This window comes from Sporosarcina sp. GW1-11, from assembly GCF_033088395.1.
Lineage (GTDB): Bacteria > Bacillota > Bacilli > Bacillales_A > Planococcaceae > Sporosarcina.
The window spans coordinates 1-21,519 of the sequence record NZ_JAPMIW010000003.1 but is presented as its reverse complement, the minus strand read 5'-3'; the positions used below and the strand labels follow the sequence as shown (position 1 = coordinate 21,519).

Annotated in this window: 22 protein-coding genes; 9 read left to right on the top strand and 13 right to left on the bottom strand. The window is 41.0% G+C overall.

What is annotated here, in order from left to right; translation table 11 throughout:
- Positions 1-286: 286 nt before the first annotated feature.
- Positions 287-1,477 (bottom strand): MFS transporter, encoded by a 1,191-nt coding sequence (locus tag ORD22_RS03205; RefSeq protein WP_317644439.1) that lies wholly within the window; start codon positions 1,475-1,477, stop codon positions 287-289.
- 12 nt (positions 1,478-1,489) lie between these two features.
- Complete coding sequence (locus ORD22_RS03200) at positions 1,490-1,909, bottom strand: MarR family winged helix-turn-helix transcriptional regulator (protein WP_317644438.1); 420 nt, start codon at positions 1,907-1,909, stop codon at positions 1,490-1,492.
- A 187-nt stretch (positions 1,910-2,096) separates the two neighbouring features.
- Here ORD22_RS03200 and ORD22_RS03195 point away from each other — a divergent pair, with 187 nt between their 5' ends.
- Complete coding sequence (locus tag ORD22_RS03195; RefSeq protein ID WP_317644593.1) at positions 2,097-2,321, top strand: cation:dicarboxylate symporter family transporter; 225 nt, start codon at positions 2,097-2,099, stop codon at positions 2,319-2,321.
- A 188-nt stretch (positions 2,322-2,509) separates the two neighbouring features.
- Here the strand turns inward: ORD22_RS03195 and ORD22_RS03190 are convergent, their stop codons facing one another.
- The 4 genes from ORD22_RS03190 to kynU form a co-directional block, all read right to left on the bottom strand.
- Positions 2,510-4,150, bottom strand: a complete 1,641-nt coding sequence (locus ORD22_RS03190; RefSeq protein WP_317644437.1) for an S-layer homology domain-containing protein — start codon at positions 4,148-4,150, stop codon at positions 2,510-2,512.
- A gap of 65 nt (positions 4,151-4,215) precedes the next feature.
- On the bottom strand, positions 4,216-5,034 hold the full coding sequence (gene kynA, locus ORD22_RS03185; protein ID WP_317644436.1) for a tryptophan 2,3-dioxygenase: 819 nt from the start codon (positions 5,032-5,034) through the stop codon (positions 4,216-4,218).
- The gene (kynB, locus tag ORD22_RS03180; protein ID WP_317644435.1) at positions 5,031-5,663 is read right to left on the bottom strand and encodes an arylformamidase; all 633 of its coding nucleotides are present in this window, start codon (positions 5,661-5,663) and stop codon (positions 5,031-5,033) included. Before kynB ends, kynA begins: the two co-directional genes overlap by 4 nt.
- Positions 5,660-6,931, bottom strand: a complete 1,272-nt coding sequence (kynU, locus tag ORD22_RS03175) for a kynureninase (RefSeq protein WP_317644434.1) — start codon at positions 6,929-6,931, stop codon at positions 5,660-5,662. The genes kynB and kynU overlap by 4 nt, the downstream gene beginning before the upstream one ends.
- Before the next feature lie 120 nt (positions 6,932-7,051).
- Between kynU and ORD22_RS03170 the strand changes: the two genes are divergently transcribed.
- Entirely contained in the window at positions 7,052-7,375 is a 324-nt protein-coding gene (locus tag ORD22_RS03170; protein WP_317644433.1) for an MGMT family protein, read from the top strand.
- A gap of 42 nt (positions 7,376-7,417) precedes the next feature.
- Here ORD22_RS03170 and ORD22_RS03165 read toward each other — a convergent pair whose 3' ends face one another.
- The 4 genes from ORD22_RS03165 to ORD22_RS03150 form a co-directional block, all read right to left on the bottom strand.
- Complete coding sequence (locus ORD22_RS03165; RefSeq protein ID WP_317644432.1) at positions 7,418-8,152, bottom strand: amino acid ABC transporter ATP-binding protein; 735 nt, start codon at positions 8,150-8,152, stop codon at positions 7,418-7,420.
- Positions 8,149-8,862, bottom strand: coding sequence for an amino acid ABC transporter permease (locus tag ORD22_RS03160; protein ID WP_317644431.1), 714 nt, complete (start codon positions 8,860-8,862; stop codon positions 8,149-8,151). The genes ORD22_RS03165 and ORD22_RS03160 overlap by 4 nt, the downstream gene beginning before the upstream one ends.
- The gene (locus ORD22_RS03155; RefSeq protein ID WP_317644430.1) at positions 8,852-9,682 is read right to left on the bottom strand and encodes an amino acid ABC transporter substrate-binding protein; all 831 of its coding nucleotides are present in this window, start codon (positions 9,680-9,682) and stop codon (positions 8,852-8,854) included. Before ORD22_RS03155 ends, ORD22_RS03160 begins: the two co-directional genes overlap by 11 nt.
- A 483-nt stretch (positions 9,683-10,165) precedes the next feature.
- Positions 10,166-11,644 carry a DASS family sodium-coupled anion symporter gene (locus ORD22_RS03150; protein WP_411567614.1) on the bottom strand — a complete coding sequence of 493 codons (1,479 nt, stop codon included), beginning with the start codon at positions 11,642-11,644 and terminating at the stop codon, positions 10,166-10,168.
- A gap of 337 nt (positions 11,645-11,981) precedes the next feature.
- Here ORD22_RS03150 and nhaC point away from each other — a divergent pair, with 337 nt between their 5' ends.
- A complete protein-coding gene (gene nhaC, locus ORD22_RS03145; protein ID WP_317644428.1) occupies positions 11,982-13,361 on the top strand; it encodes a Na+/H+ antiporter NhaC in 1,380 nt (459 codons plus the stop codon).
- A 6-nt stretch (positions 13,362-13,367) separates the two neighbouring features.
- On the opposite strand, the gene ORD22_RS03140 is transcribed toward nhaC, so the two are convergent.
- Positions 13,368-14,318, bottom strand: coding sequence for a hypothetical protein (locus tag ORD22_RS03140; protein WP_317644427.1), 951 nt, complete (start codon positions 14,316-14,318; stop codon positions 13,368-13,370).
- A 514-nt stretch (positions 14,319-14,832) separates the two neighbouring features.
- On the opposite strand from ORD22_RS03140, the gene ORD22_RS03135 reads away from it, so the two are divergent.
- From ORD22_RS03135 to guaC, 6 genes are all read left to right on the top strand, one after another.
- Positions 14,833-15,429 carry an N-acetyltransferase gene (locus tag ORD22_RS03135; protein WP_317644426.1) on the top strand — a complete coding sequence of 199 codons (597 nt, stop codon included), beginning with the start codon at positions 14,833-14,835 and terminating at the stop codon, positions 15,427-15,429.
- 213 nt (positions 15,430-15,642) lie between these two features.
- Positions 15,643-16,740, top strand: a complete 1,098-nt coding sequence (locus ORD22_RS03130; RefSeq protein WP_317644425.1) for a helix-turn-helix domain-containing protein — start codon at positions 15,643-15,645, stop codon at positions 16,738-16,740.
- Positions 16,740-16,967, top strand: coding sequence for a PLDc N-terminal domain-containing protein (locus ORD22_RS03125; protein ID WP_317644424.1), 228 nt, complete (start codon positions 16,740-16,742; stop codon positions 16,965-16,967). The genes ORD22_RS03130 and ORD22_RS03125 overlap by 1 nt, the downstream gene beginning before the upstream one ends.
- Positions 16,968-16,971: 4 nt before the next feature.
- The gene (locus ORD22_RS03120; RefSeq protein ID WP_317644423.1) at positions 16,972-17,847 is read left to right on the top strand and encodes an ABC transporter ATP-binding protein; all 876 of its coding nucleotides are present in this window, start codon (positions 16,972-16,974) and stop codon (positions 17,845-17,847) included.
- On the top strand, positions 17,844-18,608 hold the full coding sequence (locus ORD22_RS03115; RefSeq protein ID WP_317644422.1) for an ABC transporter permease: 765 nt from the start codon (positions 17,844-17,846) through the stop codon (positions 18,606-18,608). The genes ORD22_RS03120 and ORD22_RS03115 overlap by 4 nt, the downstream gene beginning before the upstream one ends.
- A 119-nt stretch (positions 18,609-18,727) precedes the next feature.
- Complete coding sequence (guaC, locus tag ORD22_RS03110) at positions 18,728-19,711, top strand: GMP reductase (RefSeq protein ID WP_317644421.1); 984 nt, start codon at positions 18,728-18,730, stop codon at positions 19,709-19,711.
- Positions 19,712-19,756: 45 nt separating this feature from the next.
- Here guaC and ORD22_RS03105 read toward each other — a convergent pair whose 3' ends face one another.
- Both ORD22_RS03105 and ORD22_RS03100 read right to left on the bottom strand, forming a co-directional pair.
- The gene (locus tag ORD22_RS03105) at positions 19,757-20,719 is read right to left on the bottom strand and encodes a bile acid:sodium symporter family protein (RefSeq protein WP_317644420.1); all 963 of its coding nucleotides are present in this window, start codon (positions 20,717-20,719) and stop codon (positions 19,757-19,759) included.
- A 122-nt stretch (positions 20,720-20,841) separates the two neighbouring features.
- Positions 20,842-21,072: a PhlB family protein gene (locus tag ORD22_RS03100; protein WP_317644419.1), complete on the bottom strand. Its 231-nt coding sequence runs from the start codon at positions 21,070-21,072 to the stop codon at positions 20,842-20,844.
- Positions 21,073-21,519 lie beyond the last annotated feature (447 nt).

The following is a 21,519-nucleotide window of genomic DNA, read 5'->3' as shown; positions in this document are numbered from 1 at the left end:
GTGAGCTTTATCCTCACAGGTGTTTTTATGTCTGGTTCGTTACTATAAAAATTATTTCAATATATGGATTGTTTCACTTATACTCCTTAGACGGGACTTGCGTCTAGAACGTGAGGATTACGATGAATTACTTAATATGATGAAGATGAATGATAGCATTACCAATTTCTAACGAGCAGACAAAGCCGGCCATATTTACGCGCGTACTAGTCGCACCCGCTTAATATCTATAGAAAAGACACTACGCTGTTTGACGTAGTGTCTTTTCTTCTACTGATTATTCTAATTACACTGTTGCCTGTTCAGAACCTTTTCTCATTCGGCTAAACAGCATGAATAAGAAAAGTGCAATGACTACAACAATTGTAAGTACGACATACAACTCACGATAACCTATAATCGGTATAAGTGAACCAAGTACGTATGGACCGAAACCAAATCCAAAATCTAAAAAGATAAAGAACGTAGACGTGGCAACACCTAGACGCTCCGGCTTCACTCCCTGTAAAGCAATCGCTTGCGCACATGATTGGAAATTACCGAAGCCAAGACCTAAAATTCCTCCTGCAAGCAACAACACCCAACCTACCTGCACACTACTCAATAGTAAAAGCCCCGCTGCAAATAACAACAACGACGGATATACTACAAACTTATTACCTTTTGCATCTAAAAGCTTTCCAGTAAATGGTCTAGAAAATAATACAGCAATGGCATACACTAAAAAGAAAAAGCTCGACGCACTTACTAAATTAACTTCTTCTGCATAGAACGAAATGAATGACAAAACACCTGAATAGGCCATAGCTGCCAACAACGTGATAAACCCAATAGGCAATGCGCGTTTTTCCAGTAAACTATTAACACCAAATTTCACTTTTGACACTTTTACATCGTTTTTAGGCATAACGGCTGGTGTTTTCTTAACAAAGAAAAACATAGCTGCACAGCAAATGCTAAGAGCTAAACAGAAAAAGAACAATACACGAAATTCAAAGTGCTGACTTAAGAAAATACCAAGAAACGGTCCGATTGCAGTCGCAAGTACTGTACTTAAACTAAAGTAACCAATACCTTCCCCTCTTCGTGATGGCGGCAACATTTGAGCAATCATTGTTCCTGTTGCAGTCGATGCGATACCTAAACCAACTCCATGGAAGAAACGATTTGCCATCAATAATGGTAAATTAACCGCTCCTAGATAAAAGGCAGAAGATAAAACAGTTATCGCCAAGCCGATTAATAAAATTCTGCGACTACCTACTTTGCTAATCAATCCACCTATCGCAAGTCTTGCAATCAATGTTCCGATAATGAATATACCTGACACAAGCCCCGCCACACTTGTTGAGACGCCATATTCTTTCACTGAAAAAGGTGCTATCGTAACGATTAATAAATACATCACTAACATTAAAAAGAAATTAATAATAGAAGTAACAATAAAGTCCTTTGTCCAGATTTCCTTATTGTTCATCTGATCACTCTCTTATTTATTTAGATTTTTTCTTGCTGACTCCATTACGCGAATTGCTGTTTCAATATCCTCAAGCTCAACGCCTTCCAAAAGTTCACAATACAAAGTCTCTAATTGTAAAACGACCTTATCTACTGTTTCGTGTCCAAGCTCAGTCAAACCAATCCACTTTTCTCGACGATCCGTACCAGGTCGTATACTTACTAAATTCATTTCTAGTAGGCGCTGAATGATTTTCGTGACACTTGGCTTCTCTACTTGACGACGTGAAGCAATTTCTGCCGAAGTCATTTCTCCTTCAAGCTTCAATAGCTTTAGTATGCCCCATTGCGAATTAAACAAACCGTATGGTGCGAGAAGGGTATTTAATCGATTTAATAAAGGACGATAAAGTTGAATATATTCTGCAAAAAACTGTGGTTGTCGTTTCACGTGAAACACTCCTTTAAAGGTTAGTTGGGGTAATTAACTATTACCATAATTTTATTCTTTTCTGCTTGCAATGTAAAGCATTGTTAAGCTAACAAACGAATTTTCAGCTAACTTCTTACTGTATGCCCCTATTGGTAATTTCGCCACCAGCGTAACTGCGGATAGTGAGCGAGGATAGGACACATTCATAGGTCTGCTGTTCTTCGTTGACGTATTTTATCACGGTATACTCATCCTTTACTTATTTGTTTATAGTGTCTCCTTGAAGACTTACGGCAATCCCGTATTGCTTTTCTATTGTAATACAAAAGATGCCTACACGGCAGCCTTTTTCATTTCTAGTAGTATTGCGACGTTACCGATTGCGATTGAGTCCGCTAGAAAAGCGGTTGTTTCCGGCAGTACTGCATAAAGACAGTAAAACGATAACGAATACTTAATGAGCGGATAGGGATTTATGCTTTAGAGGGTGGGTTCATCGTGGGCCCATCGGAACGTAGCGTAATGGTATACTTCCCGCTTCCACATTACTTTTTCCTAAGATTAAAGTACAATAAAAAAGAAGGACTCGATAGATCCGAGCCCTTCCATTTTTATTGCTTATTGACCAATCGCTTGCATCGAGTTCACAATCATCTTTGCTGCATGCGCTCTTGTAGTAGGAGCGTTTGGCATGAATTTCCCTTGGTCACCCGTTGCGATGTTCAACTGATACAACCCAGCAATTGCCCATTGTGTATCTTTGGAAAATTTTTGGATGTCATTGAATGGTGCAGGTGCTGTTGGTGTGAATGGCTTGCCTGTCGCTACTGCATACGTACGGCTAAGTAGCAAAGCTAGTTGCGCGCGAGTAATTGGTTTATTTGGCATGAAGTGACCATTTACACCACTCATCAAACCATACTCGTAAGCTGCTTGAATATCCGCCTTCGTGCTATCTGCATAGTAAGCCAAATCATCGAATGCCATTTTCGTACTTTGCGGCTTCAAATCTAATGCGCGAACGATGATAGAAGTCGCCTGTGCGCGTGTTAGTGATTGATTCGGACGGAAAGTATGATCTGTATATCCGCCGACAATACCTTTCATAGCGGCTAGTTCGATTACATCTTTTGCCCAATGATTAGAAATGTCTGTAAACATCACAGTTGGCTCAGTCGGTACACTGTCTAACGTGTAGACTTTGTTTAGATTGTGAATGCTCATTTTTCCATTTTGACTAACTGCTTTAATAGTGAAACTATATTCTTTATTCGGCTGAAGATCTGTGATTTCATACGTAAGAACTGGACCCATCACTTCTGCAACTTTTTGATCGCCATTGAATACTTGATACGTCATAATCATACCTGTGTCAATAACTGGCTCCCAATTAAGTTCTACAGTGGACGCGTCTTTCGTATTTACTGTCAGTACGTCTTGTTTAAACCATGGATAGTTCTTCATTAGTGATTCATTGAAGGCATTCATAACGACTTTGTAGCCTGCTTCACTCAAATGAATGTTTTGGGGATTTGGTAAATATACAGGAAAGTTCTTGGCAATCAATTCGGCAGTACTGACGAAATGAGCTGGCGTTCCTGTTAACCCGCTTTTAATCGCAGCATTTAAACTGTTGACTAATTGTCCAATCGTCGGTTGAACATCTGCACTTAACGTAGGAAACGGATTATAGTAACCCATTACGTACACTTGTGCCTTTGGATTCAACTGATATATTTTGCCTAGTATCTTTTGGATATTCATTCCCACACTCATCATGGAAGATTGGATTTCTTCCGGTTTAAATAGTGGCGTCCCCTTCTCATCAAACTTCACTTTTGAAAGCACGTCATTTGCTCCAATTGATAGGGTAATTAGGTTTGACTCTTTAATAGACTGTTGAATAGTTGCTGTTTGATCTTGATGACCCATACCAAGTACAGGTTTCGTAACGTTCAACTCTAGATCTTTCAGAATATCATCAGTCTTATAACCAGGATACGAAAAACCTTTATTACTAGTTTGTAATAGTTCTTCCCCTGCTAGTTTTTCTGCCAAAAAATCCGCGTATCCTTTGCCTAATTCATTAGTAGGCGTAACTCCTGCTGCCAATGAATCCCCTAGTGCTAAATAATTAATTGATGGAATCCAGGTAGGAGACTTTTCGGGTTCTGCAGCAGCGATTTGCAATGGCAGCACAGCGAGTTGTAGTAGCAACGCGAATGCGAGCAACAAGTGACCGAGCGGTTTCTTCTTCATCAGTTGACCACCTCTTTCTTTTCTGATTATTTAGACTTCATCATAATCTCCAACTTAATAGTTTGTCAAATTTTAGTTCGTACATCCCATAGTTCTGGAAAAAAGCGATGATCAAGTACCGATTTTAAGTAGTTCACACCTGACGATCCACCCGTCCCTTTTTTGAAACCAATAATACGCTCCACTGTTTTCATATGGCGAAATCTCCATTGCTGATGACTGTCTTCGATGTCCACTAGTTTTTCTGCTAATTGGTATAGATCCCAGTATTGATCAACGTCGCGGTATACTGTCAGCCAAGCATCCGCAACTGTTGGATCACCCGTATACGTGACGGAAAAGTCACGTTCAAGCAACTTGGGATTGATTGGGAACCCAGCGCGTGCCAACGCTTGGATTGCTACATCGTAAATACCAGGTGCACGATAGGCCTTTGCTAATGTCTCAGACAAGTGTGGGTCTTTCTCATATATCGTAATGATTTGCGGTTGCTTATAGCCCAGAGCGAACTCGATTAAACGATTTTGATAAGATTGGAAACCAGAGGCACGACCCAAGCTATCGCGGAATTCCATATACTCAGCAGGTGTCAATGTAGCGAGTACATCCCACGCTTGAATAATTTGTGATTGAACTTTTGACACACGCGCAAGCATTTTAAACGCTTCTGGCAATTCATCTTGTTGAATCGATTCAATTGCAGTTTCAAGCTCATGCAAAATTAATTTCATCCATAGTTCGCTAACTTGATGGATAATGATGAACAGCATTTCATCATGGTGACCTGATAATCGCTGTTGACTCGATAACACTTTATCTAAATTCAAATATTCTCCGTAAGTCATTGACTCACGAAAATCTGTATGAATCCCCTTTTCTGTCATGATTGACACCTCCTAACTACCGCACGCACTGGACTACCATCCGCATCCTCTAACGCAAGAGGTAACGCAATAAGTTCATAGTGCCCTACTTCCAGTGAATCTAACACTAGGTTCTCAAGAATGATGACATCATTGCGATAAAGCGAATGATGGGCTACTAATTCTTTACTGTTTTCCGAATCGACAGAAGGCGTATCGACACCGAGCAAACGAACACCTCGCTCCTTCAGTAAAGGCCCAACATCTTCACCGATTACAGTAAAGTTTTCGGGAAATTCCTTTGGCGTTGGATGACTACTTGTTCTCAATAGAACCCGTTTGGCCCCTTTAAAGTCTATATTCTCCAAATGCGCGCGCGTCACACAGTTCACGCCTGTTACATCAATCAAACAAGCACGCCCGATATAAAGATCAATCGGCAAATCCAAAATTCGTAATCCATCATCGTCATAATGAAATGGTGCATCTGTATGCGTCCCGATATGTGTGCTCATCGTCAGCTTTCCAATATTGACTGAGCCCGATTGCTCTTTAGACACTGCCACCTCATAGGAAAATGGTGTGTCACCCGGCCACTCTGCAATTTGCTTATTGAGCGGTTGCGAAATATCAATCCATTCATTTGTCATGCCACGACACCCCGTTCATTTGGATACTGCTTATACGTTTCGTCTTTCATGATTCGCTTTAAAATCTGGACTGTTTGCCATACGTCTTCAAATGAATTATAGAGCGCAACGGGAGCCAAGCGAATACCGTCGGGTGCTCGAAAATCCGGAATTACACCTTCCGCCTTTAATGCTTTGCAGATTCTCGCAGCTTCTTCATGTAGCAATAAAAGATGGCCTCCACGACTAGAATCTAGCGGATTACCAATACTGAATGAATAGTCACTTAGCTCTGTCTCTATACAATCCAACATATATTTTGTCAGCGTCAAAGACTTCTCCCGAATCTTCTCCATTCCAAGCTCCTCAAACATTTCAAGCGAACCGATTAAAGGTGCTAGATTGAGTACATGCGGAGTTCCTATTTGATACGCTCCTGCATCACTAGCTGCTGTCATCGTATGTTCCATATCGAATTGCTTCGTTTTATCAGCGCCGAACCAACCAGCTAGACCCGCTTCTTTACCAAAATGGCGTTCATTGATGAATAACCCACCAACAGAACCCGGACCGCCGTTCAGATGCTTATACGTACACCAAAATGCGAAGTCCACTCCCCATTCATGTAATGCATGTGGTATCGAACCAACCGAATGCGAGAGATCAAACCCGATAGGAATACCTTTATCATTCGCCGCATTTGTAAGCGCCTTCATATCAAGCACCTGTCCACTACGGTATAATACGGATGGCAAGACAATTAGCGCTACTTCATCCGTCATCGAGTCGATAATGCGATTTTCGTTGAGAGTCAGTCCGTCGTCACTCTTTACCCGAATCAGATGTTCTTCTGAAGTAAGACCTCGTAAGCGGATCTGACTTTGCAATGCATAAATATCGGAAGGGAAATTCAATTCATCCGCCAATATTTTGGTACGCTTACCTGCTGGTCGATAAAATGTTGAAACGAGTTGATGCAAATTCGTTGTCGTGGAACCGGTCGCTATGACTTCCGATTTCTTTCCTCCGACTAACGGTGCCATTCGTTCGCCAAGCTGCTCCGCTAGATAAAACCACGGATGTGTACCTTCCGTCCAACCGTCAATCCCGAGAACCTTCCAAGAATCAAGCAGTTCAAGTAATGTTTTTTCCGCACGTCGCGATAATAAACCAAGCGAATTACCATCCATATAGATTTTCTCTTCTGGCAAATAAAATTCCTTACGATAGGAAGCTAATTCATCCTGTTGATCTAGTGTTTTTGCATACTCAAGTGTGTGGGAGTACATAATCATTCTCCTTTCTATCTATAGTTAAATGATAGCATATCTAGCTTACTAAATACGCACCTTAACTGTGTGACATGCTGTAGATTCTATGCTACGCTTTTAACTAAAGGAGGATGACTTATGCAAACATTTACAGAAAAAGCAGTGGCAATCATCCGGCAAATCCCGGCAGGCCACGTTATGACATACGGACAGGTCGCATCAGAAGCCGGTAATCCACGCGGCGCCAGACAAGTCGTCCGTGTCTTACATTCCATGAGCAAAAAATACGACTTACCGTGGCATCGAATTATCAATGCGCAAGGCGGCATCTCTACTCCTGATAACGCTGAAGCTAAAGGAGATACACAACGACAACGACTCGAATCAGAAGGCATTCAGTTTGACGATAAAGGAAAAATACCACTCGATATCTATCGATGGCATCCACCATTAGAAACATAAAAAAGCGCTTGGCATCAACAGAATGCCAAGCACTTTTCGAATTCACTGTAATAAACTAAAAAACTTCTTCGTACGTTCATGTTGTGGATTAGTGAAAATTTGTGAAGGTACGCCTCTTTCTACAATGACACCACCATCGATGAAAATGACTTCATCCGCCACTTCCCGTGCGAACTTCATTTCATGTGTCACCACAGCCATCGTCATACCTTCATGCGCCAAATCTTTCATAACATGCAACACTTCATTGACAAGTTCTGGATCTAGCGCTGACGTAGGTTCATCAAACAACATCACTTTCGGATCCATCGCGAGTGCACGTGCGATAGCTACCCGTTGTTGTTGACCACCTGATAGCTGATATGGATACTTATCTTTATGCGCAGTTAAACCAACTTTTTCAAGTAATTGTTCTGCTTTTTGTTGCGCATCCTTCTTAGAAACACCCTTTACCGTCTTCAATCCTTCCGTGACATTTCCTGTCGCAGTTAAGTGCGGGAATAGATTATAACTTTGGAATACCATCCCTGTTAGACGGCGGAATGTACTGATCGACTTCTTGGAGACTGGCTTGTCGAAGTCTAGCTGTTGACCGTCAATCGTGATCTTGCCAGCATTCGGTGTTTCAAGCACATTGAGACAGCGCAATAATGTAGATTTACCTGAGCCGGACGGTCCGATAATAACAACTACTTTTCCTTGCCCAATTTCCAAGTCCACATTTTTAATCACTTCTAATGACCCAAATGACTTTTTCAGTCCTTCTATCGTAATCATGAAATACCTCCCTTGCCAACAGAACGATCGAGGCGTTTTTCAACTCTACCTTGAATAATGGATAGAACGAAACAAATTACCCAGTAAACAAGTGCAGCCATCGAGTAGACGAATAAAAACTCGTAATTCATCGATGCAATTTCTTGTGCACGTCTGAATGTCTCTGCCACCAAAATTGTCGCAGCCAATGACGTATCCTTTACCAATCCGATAAAGGAGTTTGAAAGAGGAGGAACCGACACTCTCGCAGCTTGCGGTAAAACGATTTTACGTAGTGCCTGAGAATAATTCATGCCGATAGAATAGGCTGCTTCCCATTGTCCTTTTGGGATGGATAAAATCGCAGCCCGAATAATTTCAGAAGCATAAGCCCCTACATTCAAGGAAAATCCAATGACTGCTGATGGAAATGGATCAATGACGATGCCAATTGTCGGCAATCCATAGAAAATAATAAATAATTGAACGAGCAATGGTGTTCCACGAATGATGGATACATACACGCGCGCAAGTCCACGTAATACTTTACTGGTTGAGATTCTTGCAAGGGCTGTGAAAATAGCAATTGTCAACCCTATGATAAAAGCAAGAATCGCCAAAGGTATCGTAAACTTGATAGCCCCTTCGATTAATGGCCCGATGGAAGTTGATGCGATTTCCTGAAGTCTCTGTATCCGTTCAGGGCTTAAGGCGATACTGTTAAGATACATCTTCGCCGAACCATTTTTCGGAGATCTCTTGTAACGTACCGTCTTCACGCATCGCATCTAATGCTTTGTTTACTTCGTCCACTAAATCTGTGTTACCTTGTCTGAACAGAAATGCATTTTTCGATTTATTTTCCTCCGAAATATCTTCCTGTTCTACAATTTGAATTGGTGCATCCGGTTTTTGTTTCATATAATCAAGTACTGAAAGTTTGTCATTATATGTTCCGTCCGCACGCTTGGCGATCACTAAGTCAACTGCCTGGTTAAAACCATCAATCTTAATGATTTCCGCCCCATTTGACTTCGCAAGTTCACCATAGTTACTCGTCAATGTCTGTGCTGCTTTTTTGCCTTCCATCCCGTCAAATGCGATGTCTTCACCTGCTCTGACGACTAACACAGAATTAGACTGTGTATACGGTTGTGAGAATTCATATTTCACTTTACGCTCTTCATTAATACCTACTTGGTTAGCAATCATATCAAAACGCTTTGCATCGAGTCCCGCAAAAATTGCATCCCACTGCGTTTCAAAAAACTTCGCTTCCACGCCTAAACGCTTTGCAACTTCTTGCGTTACTTCCACATCATATCCTGTTAGCTTTCCCGATTCGTCATGAAAAGAGAAAGGTGCATATGTTCCTTCTGTTCCTACATTTAATACGCCTTTTTCTATTACTTCATCAAACAGACCGTTAGTACCTGTTGACTCATCTGTTTTATCAGTTGAGCTGTTTGTCTTTTCCTCGTCTTTTGAACCACATGCAACTAGTACAGACGCTAATAAAACTATTAAAAATGGTAGTAATATTTTCTTCATTTTCTAAACCCCACTATTCTTATATATATTTGTGATATGAATCATAAAAGATAGTTGCGCCTCTGTCAATAACCATGCATTGTCACACAGGTTATTTCATTATACGGAATTTACTTATTGATCGGAATTATCCAACCCAAATTCAGTTGATACTATACGTCTTTGGACAGGTTGATTTGTACTCAATAGCCAGTTGTAACGTATTACTCGTCGCTAGTGTTGTGGACGTCGGGTTTGATAACGTGCCGCAAGCTGCAGAAGAAGTTAAATGCTACAAGATCCTAAGATGTATAAACCTAAAGAAGTAGAGACACAAAATGAGTCTCTACTTCTTTAGCTTACAAGTAAAGGTCAGGTGACAGTCTAAAGGATATTGTTACGCTACGTTCCCTGTAAAGTGTAAACCCCAGACCACTTAATACGTATTTATAATGATTATTCGCGATTAAAAACAAAGACCAAGTGTGTCTCTGCTTTTAAATCTTACAACAATCCAATCCACTTCCAATACGTTGCACTGAATAGAAGGATCAATAGATAACCGATAACGGTCAATGGAACACCCGTTTTTAAGAAGTCCTTTACTGAAAAGGCTCCTGTACCATACGCGAGCATGTTCTGAGGCGCGCTGACCGGAAGTAAGAAACCAAAACTGATGACGAATTGCTGAATCAAGACGAATCCAACTTCATTGACATCAAGCGTAATAGTTGTAGTCAATGCAATGAAGATTGGAATAAGCGCGGACGATAGACTCGTCGCACTGGCAAAGCCTAAGTGAATCAAGATATTAAATAGGGACAGTAAAGCGATCGTCGCAAGCAACGGCATATTATTTAAGCCCATTGCACCGAACACTTTATCCGATAACCATTGTGCACCTGTCGTATCCAATAAGATCGTTCCTAACGAAATACCGACCGCAAAGACGAGAATGGTCCCCCATGGAATCATTTGCTGTACGGTTTTCCACTCGAACACTCCAATCTTAGGTGTCAGTAAAATCGCGATGGCTACAATGGTGACAGTCGTTGTATCAAACGGATGTAGTTTTTCTTCTGTTGCCCATAAAAACAGTAAAGCAAGTGAGATTATGATCAGGCGCAATTCGGAAGACTTCATCTTACCAAGTTCACCCAACTGACCTTGAATCAACTCCCTACCACCTTCAACCACTTGCGTTTCTGGTTTGATCGTCATTTTCATAATGTAAAATAAAGCTACAGACATCAGAATTGACCATGGTGCTGCATAAAGGAACCAAGAACTCCAGGCAACAGAAACACCGAATTCCTTCTCGATGAAGCCTAGCGCTACCATATTTTGCGCGGCACCTGTCTTTATCCCGACGTTCCAAATAGAGACGGACTGCACAGCTGTAATAACTAGCAACGCACCTAGTCGGCTATTTGTCGGTAATCCGAATGCGGCTACCATTCCGAGTAAGATTGGAACGACAGCTCCTGCACGAGCAGTTGCACTAGGTACGAAAAATGCTAAAACAATGGATACGATAATCGAACCAAAAATAATCGCTCCTGTTTTCACGCCTACTTTCGATAAAATATAAAGCGCCAAACGCTTATGCAAATTGGTCGTTTGCATGGCGGTAGCTAGGAATAATGCAGCAGCGACTAACGCAACGGCTGGGCTAGAGAAGCCCATTAATGCCATTTTCAAAGCGTCTTTCGTTCCGAGCATTTCTTCTGGATTTTCCATATTTGGAGCTAATCCTAGTAATGCAGCGACTAACCCTAAAATCATTGCTGCACTTACAGGATACGGAACAGCCTCTGTCACCCATAGAATGACTGCAAATGCCAAAATCGCCAATGCACGTTGCCCAACTACTGGCAAGTCTGCTGGATTCGGAAGTAAAACAATGACTAGTAGGACTGCAAAAGCTAAAATAATCCACAAGCCCTTTAAATTGCGCTTCTGCTTTTCAGGTTGCGGTGCCATTTCCTTGGCCGTCGTCATAGGTACTCATCCCTTTCTATATGTTGTTATACTTTAATTTACCCTAACTACTTAGGGAATAACGTAATTTGGGTTATTCGTTAAAACTTGTTGTAGTTAGGTGCTATAGAGCGAATCGTCTATTGACTTATTTGTTGAAAATGATAGAATTCGTAACGGTATATCTTTACGTATATAATAGGTACATCATATAAAATGAAGCATAGTCTTCAGTGAAATTATTTGCAGTAGCAAAAAGAGACTGAACGTAAAACTCCTTCGTCCCTGCAACTTGGGATGAATGGAGTTCTTTTCGTTCTAATTATAGGAGGTCATTCACATGTTTCCCATCAAGGCAATACATACACCTACTGTTAAAGCTTCCGTGTTATTGACTACACTGATTGTCGTTATGATCAGTGTCAGCATTGTAAAATTTGATTCCGTCCCACATGTGCCGATTTTATTTTCAATTTTATTGCTATTTGGCTACGGTTTATGGAAAAAACTCACATACAAAGAGCTAGAAAAAGGATTGGTTGATGGAGCAAGTGCAGGAATGAGTGCAGTTTTCCTGTTTTTCTTTATCGGAGTTCTTGTAAGTAGTTGGATGATGAGCGGTACGATTCCGACAATCATTTATGCAGGGCTTCAATTGATTACACCAGCTTTCTTCTACGCGATTGTCTTTATCGTCACCGCTATTATCGGTTTAGCAGTCGGTAGTTCATTAACAACCGTAGCGACAATCGGCGTGGCATTCATCAGTATGGTGCATATACTCGATCTCTCATTGCCACTTGCGGCAGGTGCTATCGTATCGGGTGCGTTTTTTGGGGATAAGATGTCTCCTTTATCCGACACGACTAACTTAGCTTCATCAATTGTCGGTGTGGATTTGTTTGAACATATACGCAATATGGGATGGACGACGATTCCAGCATTCTTACTCTCGCTCATACTGTTCGGTGCCTTGTCTCCAAGCGTGACGACAAGTGATATAGCTACGGTAGAGACATTTACTACCGCCCTACTTGGAACAAATTTAATCCATTGGTACACACTCGTTCCAGTTGCTATCCTAATTATTTTGACATTCGTTAAAGTACCTGCAATTTTGACGCTTGCCGTCAGTGCAGTATCCGCTATTATGATTGCTTATATTCATACATTTTACAGCATTTCCGACGTACTAAAAATTCTATTTAGCGGCTATACAGGTTCAACTGGTGTAGAGGCCGTTGATGCATTATTGTCACGCGGCGACGGTATGGAAGGCATGATGTTCACGATTTCGCTTGTGTTGCTGGCACTCAGTATGGGTGGCATGCTGTTTACACTCGGCATCGTTCAATGCTTACTTACTAAAATTGAAAGCTTATTGCGCAAAGTATCATCTGTCATTTTAACGTCGGCCCTTACCGCAATCGGCATTAACATACTAATTGGCGAGCAGTACCTGTCTATTCTTTTGACCGGTCAAGCATTCCAATCAAGTTATGAAAAAGTCGGCCTTGCCAATAAAAACTTGAGCCGTGTAATGGAAGACGCAGGAACTGTTATTAATCCACTCGTACCTTGGAGTGTGGCAGGAATCTTCATTACGACTGTGCTTGACGTACCGACGATTGCATATTTACCATTCGCATTCTTTTGTCTATTGAGTCCTATCTTGACCGTTCTTTTTGGCTATTTAGGCAAGACACTGACACGAATTTAAGTTACGTTACGACAGGATAATATCTGCCTGTTGCTGATCAAGTCTCCGGATTTCTTCTTCAGAAGCTGCACGCTTTCTAGCTAGTTGGTCCTGTATACGTCGGACATCTTGCATGATTGCGTGTAGCTTCTTTTTAGCGTCCGTAATGCGCGTATGGATCTTCCAATCAGAGAAAATATTATCAAAAAAGACGTCTGTGAATGTGAAGATGTCATTCTTATTCACTTGGAAGGATTCTGTTGCAGCATCCTGGACATCCATCAGCTCCGTTTCATAGTGGCGTAATGCCCGCTGTGCTTGATGAACTAGATCATCGGAGCTATTGATTTCCGAATACTTTAAAGCGGACACAAATAGTCCTCCACCTAAAAATGTATCCCACGTCGATATACCTTCAGCGGAATCTAACTTTTTCATCGCCCCAGCCAACGCACGTTCCGCTTTTTGACCCGCTTCAAATGCTTCGTCGATTTCACGGATCATCGAATAGACACGTACTCGATCATCAGCAATTTTCTGCAATGTTTGATTGGAGACGGAGTCATTCATACGAATCCATGCTTCCTTTTCTTTTAAGAAATCTTCCCATTCTTCCTCGATATAGATAAAGTCCGGATCCTTTAATTGCTCGCTTAACACATTCTCCTCTTCCGTTAGATCCAATACATTCTTTTCAGCTTCATTAAATTTCAACTCAGCTTCGGCCGCTTCCTCTATTTCCTTCTTCATCTTTTCATCCCATGTGCCAGTCCATTCACTAATTTTCTTAGCAAATGAAAACTTACCGAGTTTCACGACGTCTTGCTGTTCTTTCGTCAACTGCCGGTGAAGATGATCACGTTCTTGCTTCATCGCGATCAGTTTTTGACTCGTCTGCTCTAAGCGTTTTATTAAACGACGTTGCTTCAATCGCTTTTCCTGTAAGCTATATTGTCTTTCTTGAATATCTTGACGCATATCGTTCACTCCTTTGTTTATGTACGGAAGTTCTCTAATTAAGGATTCATAGTCTTTACGCATTATAATTAAGAGTTGACCCACATTATATTCAAAATTCATAAAGGAAAAGTTTAGACAGTCAGTAAACGGGGAAATTACTAATAACAACTTCAAAAACGAGAGGAAGTCCAGTATGATAAAAGTAATGAAAAACGTATTTAAATGGGGTATGGTGTTATATCCTGTCGTAAAAAAAATAATGAATGAAAAGAAGAAAAAAGAAGCTTATTCAGGAAGTAAAAGCCGTAGATAAACATCATACGAAAACGATGATAGCGTTAACTCTATCATCGTTTTTCATTGCGTATAATAAAAAAATTAAACTTTTATTACGATTTAGGTTTATTTCATCTGAAAAAAGAGTATACTAGATATGAGGATTTTTTTCTGACCTCTTTTTTCCTCAACCTGTTTGATCCCCAAACAAAAAGCTCCAGGTACACCGAATTACCTATGGAGGAGAATTTAACACATGCATTGGTACAACAAATTGAAAGAGTATTTTCCAATCGAAGAGATGAAGTCAAAGGAACATATGGAGACATTATTGAATGACAAAGGCAATGTCTACTATAAGGAAGAAGGGCCGAAGCACGTATTAATGTACGTGGAGACGGAGGACTTCGTGTTCGTAGATTATCTTTTCGTATCTTCAGCCGCACGCGGTGAAGGGCTGGGAAAAAAACTGCTGGATTCGTTGAAGACCAAAAACAAGCCAATCTTACTGGAAGTTGAACCAGTAGATGAAGCAGAACCCGATACTGGCAAACGATTAAAATTCTATGCAAGAGAAGATTTCACTCATGCACAGAAAATCGGTTATAGTCGCCGTTCATTAGCCACCGGGGAACAAACAATCCTCGAAATTCTATACTGGACACCTCCAGCACCTGTCAAAGCGGATGAAAAAGAAGTATTCAACGCGATGAAAACCACCTACGAAGAAATTCATACCTACAAAGACCAAGATTTCTATGGAGATTCATACGATCCGACAGAGAAAGTTCTACAATTCCAAGCAAAACCGAAAAAGAATATTTTAGAACCATTCACATCCGTTAGTGTGTGAATAGAAGCCGGTCTTTCATGGACTGGCTTTTTTGTATCTTTATAGAAACTTCTTTACTCATATCTTTCTAGTATATTTGCACACTCTCTCTTTATCATACATACTACTCATTCTTATCTCCTATCAGTTGACTAACCACATCATAAATCACCCAACAGTTGATTGAATCAACTGCTATTTAATCTTATACTTAATAGAGAAAGGTGTGATGTTATGTTACGGATAGGCTCTATCATTTTACAAGAACGAAAACGTCTTCAAATTACACAGGATACGCTCGCTACTTACTGTCAGGTATCTAAAGCTTCCGTGTCGAAATGGGAAAAAGGACTAAGCTATCCTGATATCACCCTATTGCCGAAAATCGCTTCGTATTTTGGGCTGACTGTCGATGAGTTGCTTGGTTATGAACGACAGCTATCCAAAGAAGCAATCCAAAGTTTCTACTATGAATTTGCTTCTCGTTTCGGTAAAGAACCATTCAAATTAGTCTTCACTGAGGTTAAAGAACAAATAAAACTATATTATCACGACCCCGCCTTCTTATTACAGATGAGTATTCTGATGCTCAACCATCATATGTTGAGTGAAGACAGCCCTTCTGTTTTACAGAAGATCAATCAGTGGCTTGACCGCATCCGCCTACTAAGTGAAGATGTTTGGGTTCTGCGTCAAGCCAACTCTTTACAAGCAACAGTTGCACTTATGCAAGCAGATCCTAAAACTACATTGGAATTATTAGATGGTGTCATCAAGCCAAACGTCGGGGATGAGATTTTGCTCGCGACTGCATTTGAACAACTGGAAGAGCAAGAGGAAGCGATGCGCGTCATTCAAGTCATGATGTACCAAAACATCCTTCAGCTCGTTGGCTGTAGTCCTCTTTATTTGCGCCTATCAGCAACTGATACTCGGATTTTTAATGAAACCATTCATCGAATCAACGGATTGATTGAGCTATATACGTTAAGAAAATTACATCCCAATGTATGCCTTCAATTTTATTTCGGTGTAGCGCAATGTGCAGCTCTTTCAAAGAATCGTGAATTACTTTATTGCTACTTACAAAAGTACGTGGACGTATGCATTCATGATTTATTTCCTTTTTCCTTACGAGGCGATGAATACTTTAATTTATTAAAGGATTGGCTAGAACAATTGGATTTGGGTACAAATGCACTGCGTAATACAGAAATCATTAAACAATCGATAGTAGAGTCAATGGATGCCCCCTTCTTTGAACCCTTTTATCAGGATGAAGAAATGCAAGAGTTACGTAAACGACTACTTTTTGGTTTGGAGGAATGTTGATGAATAACGACCTAGATTTATTACTAGAATACTTACCCTTCTTGGTTCCACTTATTATTTTGCAATTTGGATTAGCTATTTTCTCAGCCATTCACGTCATTCGCCACCCACACTATCGATTTGGCAATCAAGTGATGTGGCTACTAATCGTATTATTCATTCAGTTTATCGGGCCACTAGTTTATTTTGTCTTCGGAAGAGGTGATCGTCATAGTCGTGCAAATTAATAGTGTGACGAAGAAATTCGGTACACACGAAGTACTACGAAATATTACCCTCGACATTCCAGAACATACGATTTTCGGATTCGTCGGAGCAAATGGTTCTGGCAAGACGACACTAATGAAATGCATGCTCGGCTTGCTGCCACTCACTGCGGGTTCCATTACGATCGCAGGCGAACGTGTGACATTCGGCGAGACACGTTCAAACGAATATGTCGGCTATTTGCCTGATGTTCCTGAATTTTATCCGTTTTTTCATGCAAGACAGTACTTAGAGCTTTGTGCAGTTATTACACACATGCCAAAAAGTGAACAGATGAACCGGATTGATGAATTGCTAGAATTGGTCGGTCTTGTTGATAACAAATCACTGATTGGCACCTTTTCAAGAGGAATGAAACAACGGCTTGGTATTGCTCAAGCTTTGCTCAACCGTCCGAAGCTATTGATTTGTGATGAACCAACATCCGCACTAGATCCTGCGGGACGCGCACAAATTTTATCTATATTACAGAAGGCTAAAACTGAAACTACCGTCTTCTTTTCCACACATATCGTTTCAGATGCCGAGCAAATTTGTGATTATGTCGCGATGTTGCATAAAGGGACTATTATATTTCAAGATAAACTCATCAATCTGCAGCAGCAATTTAGTGAACAGTTTATCTATACGTTCACAATTCCAGCTACCGAAGCAATGGCACGACTTCAAAACCTGCCATTTACTATGAGAATAGACGCGAATGCACTACTTGTCACTTTAGCTGACGATGCGGCTCGTTTAGCATTTATGAAAGAGTTGACCAGACAAGAACTTATTGTGCAATCGATACAACCTCAAACAAAATTACTTGAGCAACTTGTATTGGAGGTGCTTGCATGAATCAATGGTTTGGCTTTTTCAAGAAGGAATGGTTTGAGAGCATCAAGACATATAAACTATTGCTCGTCGTAGTGATCTTCTCAATTTTAGGTATCCTTAATCCATTTACCGCTAAAATTACGCCTGCCTTACTAGAACAACTCATGCCCGCTGGCACGATCCTGGATTTACCTGCGCCAACTGCACTTGACTCTTGGTTGCAATTCTACAAAAATGTGCCGCAAATGGGCTTGGTCGTTTTCATTTTGCTGTTTAGCACGATGATGTCAAAGGAATTGGAAAAAGGTACGCTCGTGATTTTGCTGACAAAAGGTTTGCGTCGAAGTACAGTGATTACGACGAAGTATATGATGGCACTTTGCTATTGGACGTTGGCGATTGGTTTATCCTTCATTATCACATATGCCTATACTGCTTATTATTGGGATCAAAGTGAACTTCAGCACTTATTTTTCGCAGCCAGTTGTTTATATGTATTTGGTTTATTGCTTCTAGCTGTTACGTTATGGGGAAACACATATTTTGCTACATCTTATGGAGGTATAGTAGTGACGTTTATTGCCATGATCGGGTTATTCATCACAGCTATCTTTCCGCAGTCTAAATCATGGAATCCACTTGAACTAGCTACTGCGCCGCCACAATTATTGACAGGTGATCTACTACCCACAGATGTTTTTGTATCCTATCTCCTTACTCTAGGTCTAGCATTCGTATTTGTCGTTTTAACAGCTGCACATTTCAAACGAAAGTTAGTATAAATGTTCTTGATCATACGGCTATGTAAGCGTTGACATTCAGTTAAATATCATGTAAATTACACAAGGACAAACCATCCAATGAGTTTATATGAAAACATTCGTTTATAGAGGTGATTGTAATGGAAACTGTATTTGATTATGAAGATATACAATTAGTTCCCGCAAAATGTGTAGTAGAAAGCCGATCAGAGTGTGATACATCGGTTATGTTAGGCGGACATACATTTCGATTACCTGTTGTACCTGCTAATATGCAGACAATTATTGATGAAAAGATTGCGATTCAATTAGCTGAGGAAGGCTATTTCTATATTATGCACCGTTTCCATCCAGAGAAGCGAGTAGATTTCATTAAAGATATGCATGGACGTGGTTTGATTGCTTCCATTAGTGTAGGTGTTAAGGAAGAGGAATATAGTTTTGTTGAGCAGCTCGCTGTTGATGCACTTGTTCCAGAGTTCATCACAATTGATATCGCTCACGGGCATTCCAATCAAGTCATTCGAATGATCCAGCATATTAAGAAGCACTTACCAATGAGCTTTGTTATTGCGGGTAATGTCGGTACGCCAGAAGCTGTGCGTGAACTTGAAAACGCGGGTGCTGATGCAACAAAGGTTGGTATCGGGCCAGGAAAAGTATGTATTACGAAGATTAAGACCGGCTTCGGCACAGGTGGATGGCAACTTGCGGCAGTTCGTTTATGTGCAAAAGCAGCCTCTAAACCCATCATTGCAGATGGCGGTATTCGTACACATGGTGATATTGCAAAGTCTATTCGTTTCGGTGCCAGCATGGTCATGGTCGGTTCTCTTTTCGCGGGACATGAAGAGTCTCCCGGTCAAACAGTAGAACAAGACGGCCAACTATATAAAGAATACTTCGGCTCCGCGTCCGAGTTCCAAAAAGGTGAAAAGAAGAACATCGAAGGAAAAAAGGTGTTTGTGGAATATAAAGGTCCACTAAAAGACACATTAATTGAAATGGAACAGGATCTACAATCATCTATTTCTTACGCTGGAGGAAAAACGCTTAGCGCTATTCGCACGGTAGATTATGTAATCGTGAAGAACTCCATCTTTAATGGCGATAAAGTATTTTAATTCACTAGAAAACACTCTCTTTCATTTTGCGAAAGAGAGTGTTTTTCATGTCTGTAGTTCTTCATCCGTAAGCCTAAACTTATTCTCGAACAAACTAGCCATTAAAGCACCGATTGTTAAATTCATTACCATATTAGCAACGGCTGGTACTGCAGCGAGCGAGCCGAAATGTTCCATGGCGAGCGTGGCGGCAAGTGCCGTATTACAAATCCCCGTATGAAATAAAATTGCACGCGCATTACGCTCTGGTACCCCCATCCACCTAGCGATGAAATAACCTGCACCCATCGGAATACAAACTTGCAGCGTAACAGCTACAAAAACAAGTGGCAACACTGACAAATTCTCCGACAACGCTTGCTGTGCATTAGAAATGACCGACAAGATTACGAGGAATAAAGCTAATTGCGACAGCACACCTGTATATGGCTTAATCTTTTCCACCGGTCGATGAAATTTCCACTGGACAAATAATCCTGCAAGCAGCGGGAAGAAGACGATATAAATAATGTTAAGAAATAATGGCCAAAATTCAATGGGAATGAAACGTCCCGCAAATGTCTGCAATAAGACTGGGGTCAGCACTGGTGAGATAAATGTATCTAATGTCGCCATCGTGATACTTAACGCGACTTCTCCCCCTGCAATAAACGTATAAATATTCGCAGACGTACCACTTGGAACCGTACCTGCTAAAATAATACCCGTCGCAATTTCTGCTTGATTACCGAAAAACAGATAGGCAATAGCAATCGAAACACCGACCATGATTGACCACTTCAGTAAAACACCAAGCAAAGCATACTTCGGACGTTTGATGACCTCTAACAATTTCTCCGATGATAGAGATAAACCCATCAAGAAGAAGATTGTCCCTAGTCCAAAGCCTGTCAATTGCCGAATGGAGACGAACGCATCCGGCATGACGTAGGCAATGATGGATAAGAGTACGATCCAGATCGGCAAGTATTTTGAGATGATTTTTGATACAGTATGTATAGTTTTCACGTACAACTCTCCCTAATGAGGAAACCTAGCTTGGTTTTAGACGCATATTGAAGCTTCTATGAGCTCGATCACACTTCTACGAACGGACACGTCACTCTTGCATCGCGCTATACCTCATTCATTCAGCACTTTTGATAAATGAATGCCCCATCTTCAACTTTATCCAACTCTACCGAATCACCAAGCGCTACTGTATACGGAGCATGATGAGCAAATTCAGCAGATGCGATATCGATATCGGTATAGACGCTACCTTTCGATGAAACTTCTCTCTCTAGTAACGTTTCCCGTTCCACAACTAGGGCATCAAGGTGCCTGCGTTTAGCGCGGGGGAAGCCCGTATTATAGTACATTACAGTCTAAAGGTGAATTTTACTATGTACCAAAGCTTACTACAACTTCTTTGTATTCAAAAAGCAAAGGCACTACTGCGGGGGCGGGAGGCAATCCCCCACGTGCCGAAGCGGTGATAGAAAGCTGACCTTTACGAACTTCAGCACCCTAAAAAAGTCGTGCAACGATCCGACATAATCTTAGAAGTTCGTCAGCGATTCAGTAACTTCAAGCCACTTCAATCCGCTTCTGTATGTAGTGAAGTGATTCGTCATTGAACCCACTTCGGCGCTGGCGGATGGCTCCCACAATAAGCCAGATAGGAAGGGCACCTATCCGTCTTATTGCTCCGCCTACCGCTTGTAAGGCGCCTTCGTTTGGTGAGGAGAAGTAAGTGGCATAGTACGTTGAAGTTTAAAAGTGAATTTTATAACGTTCCAAAGCCTACAAAAACTACACTGCACTCA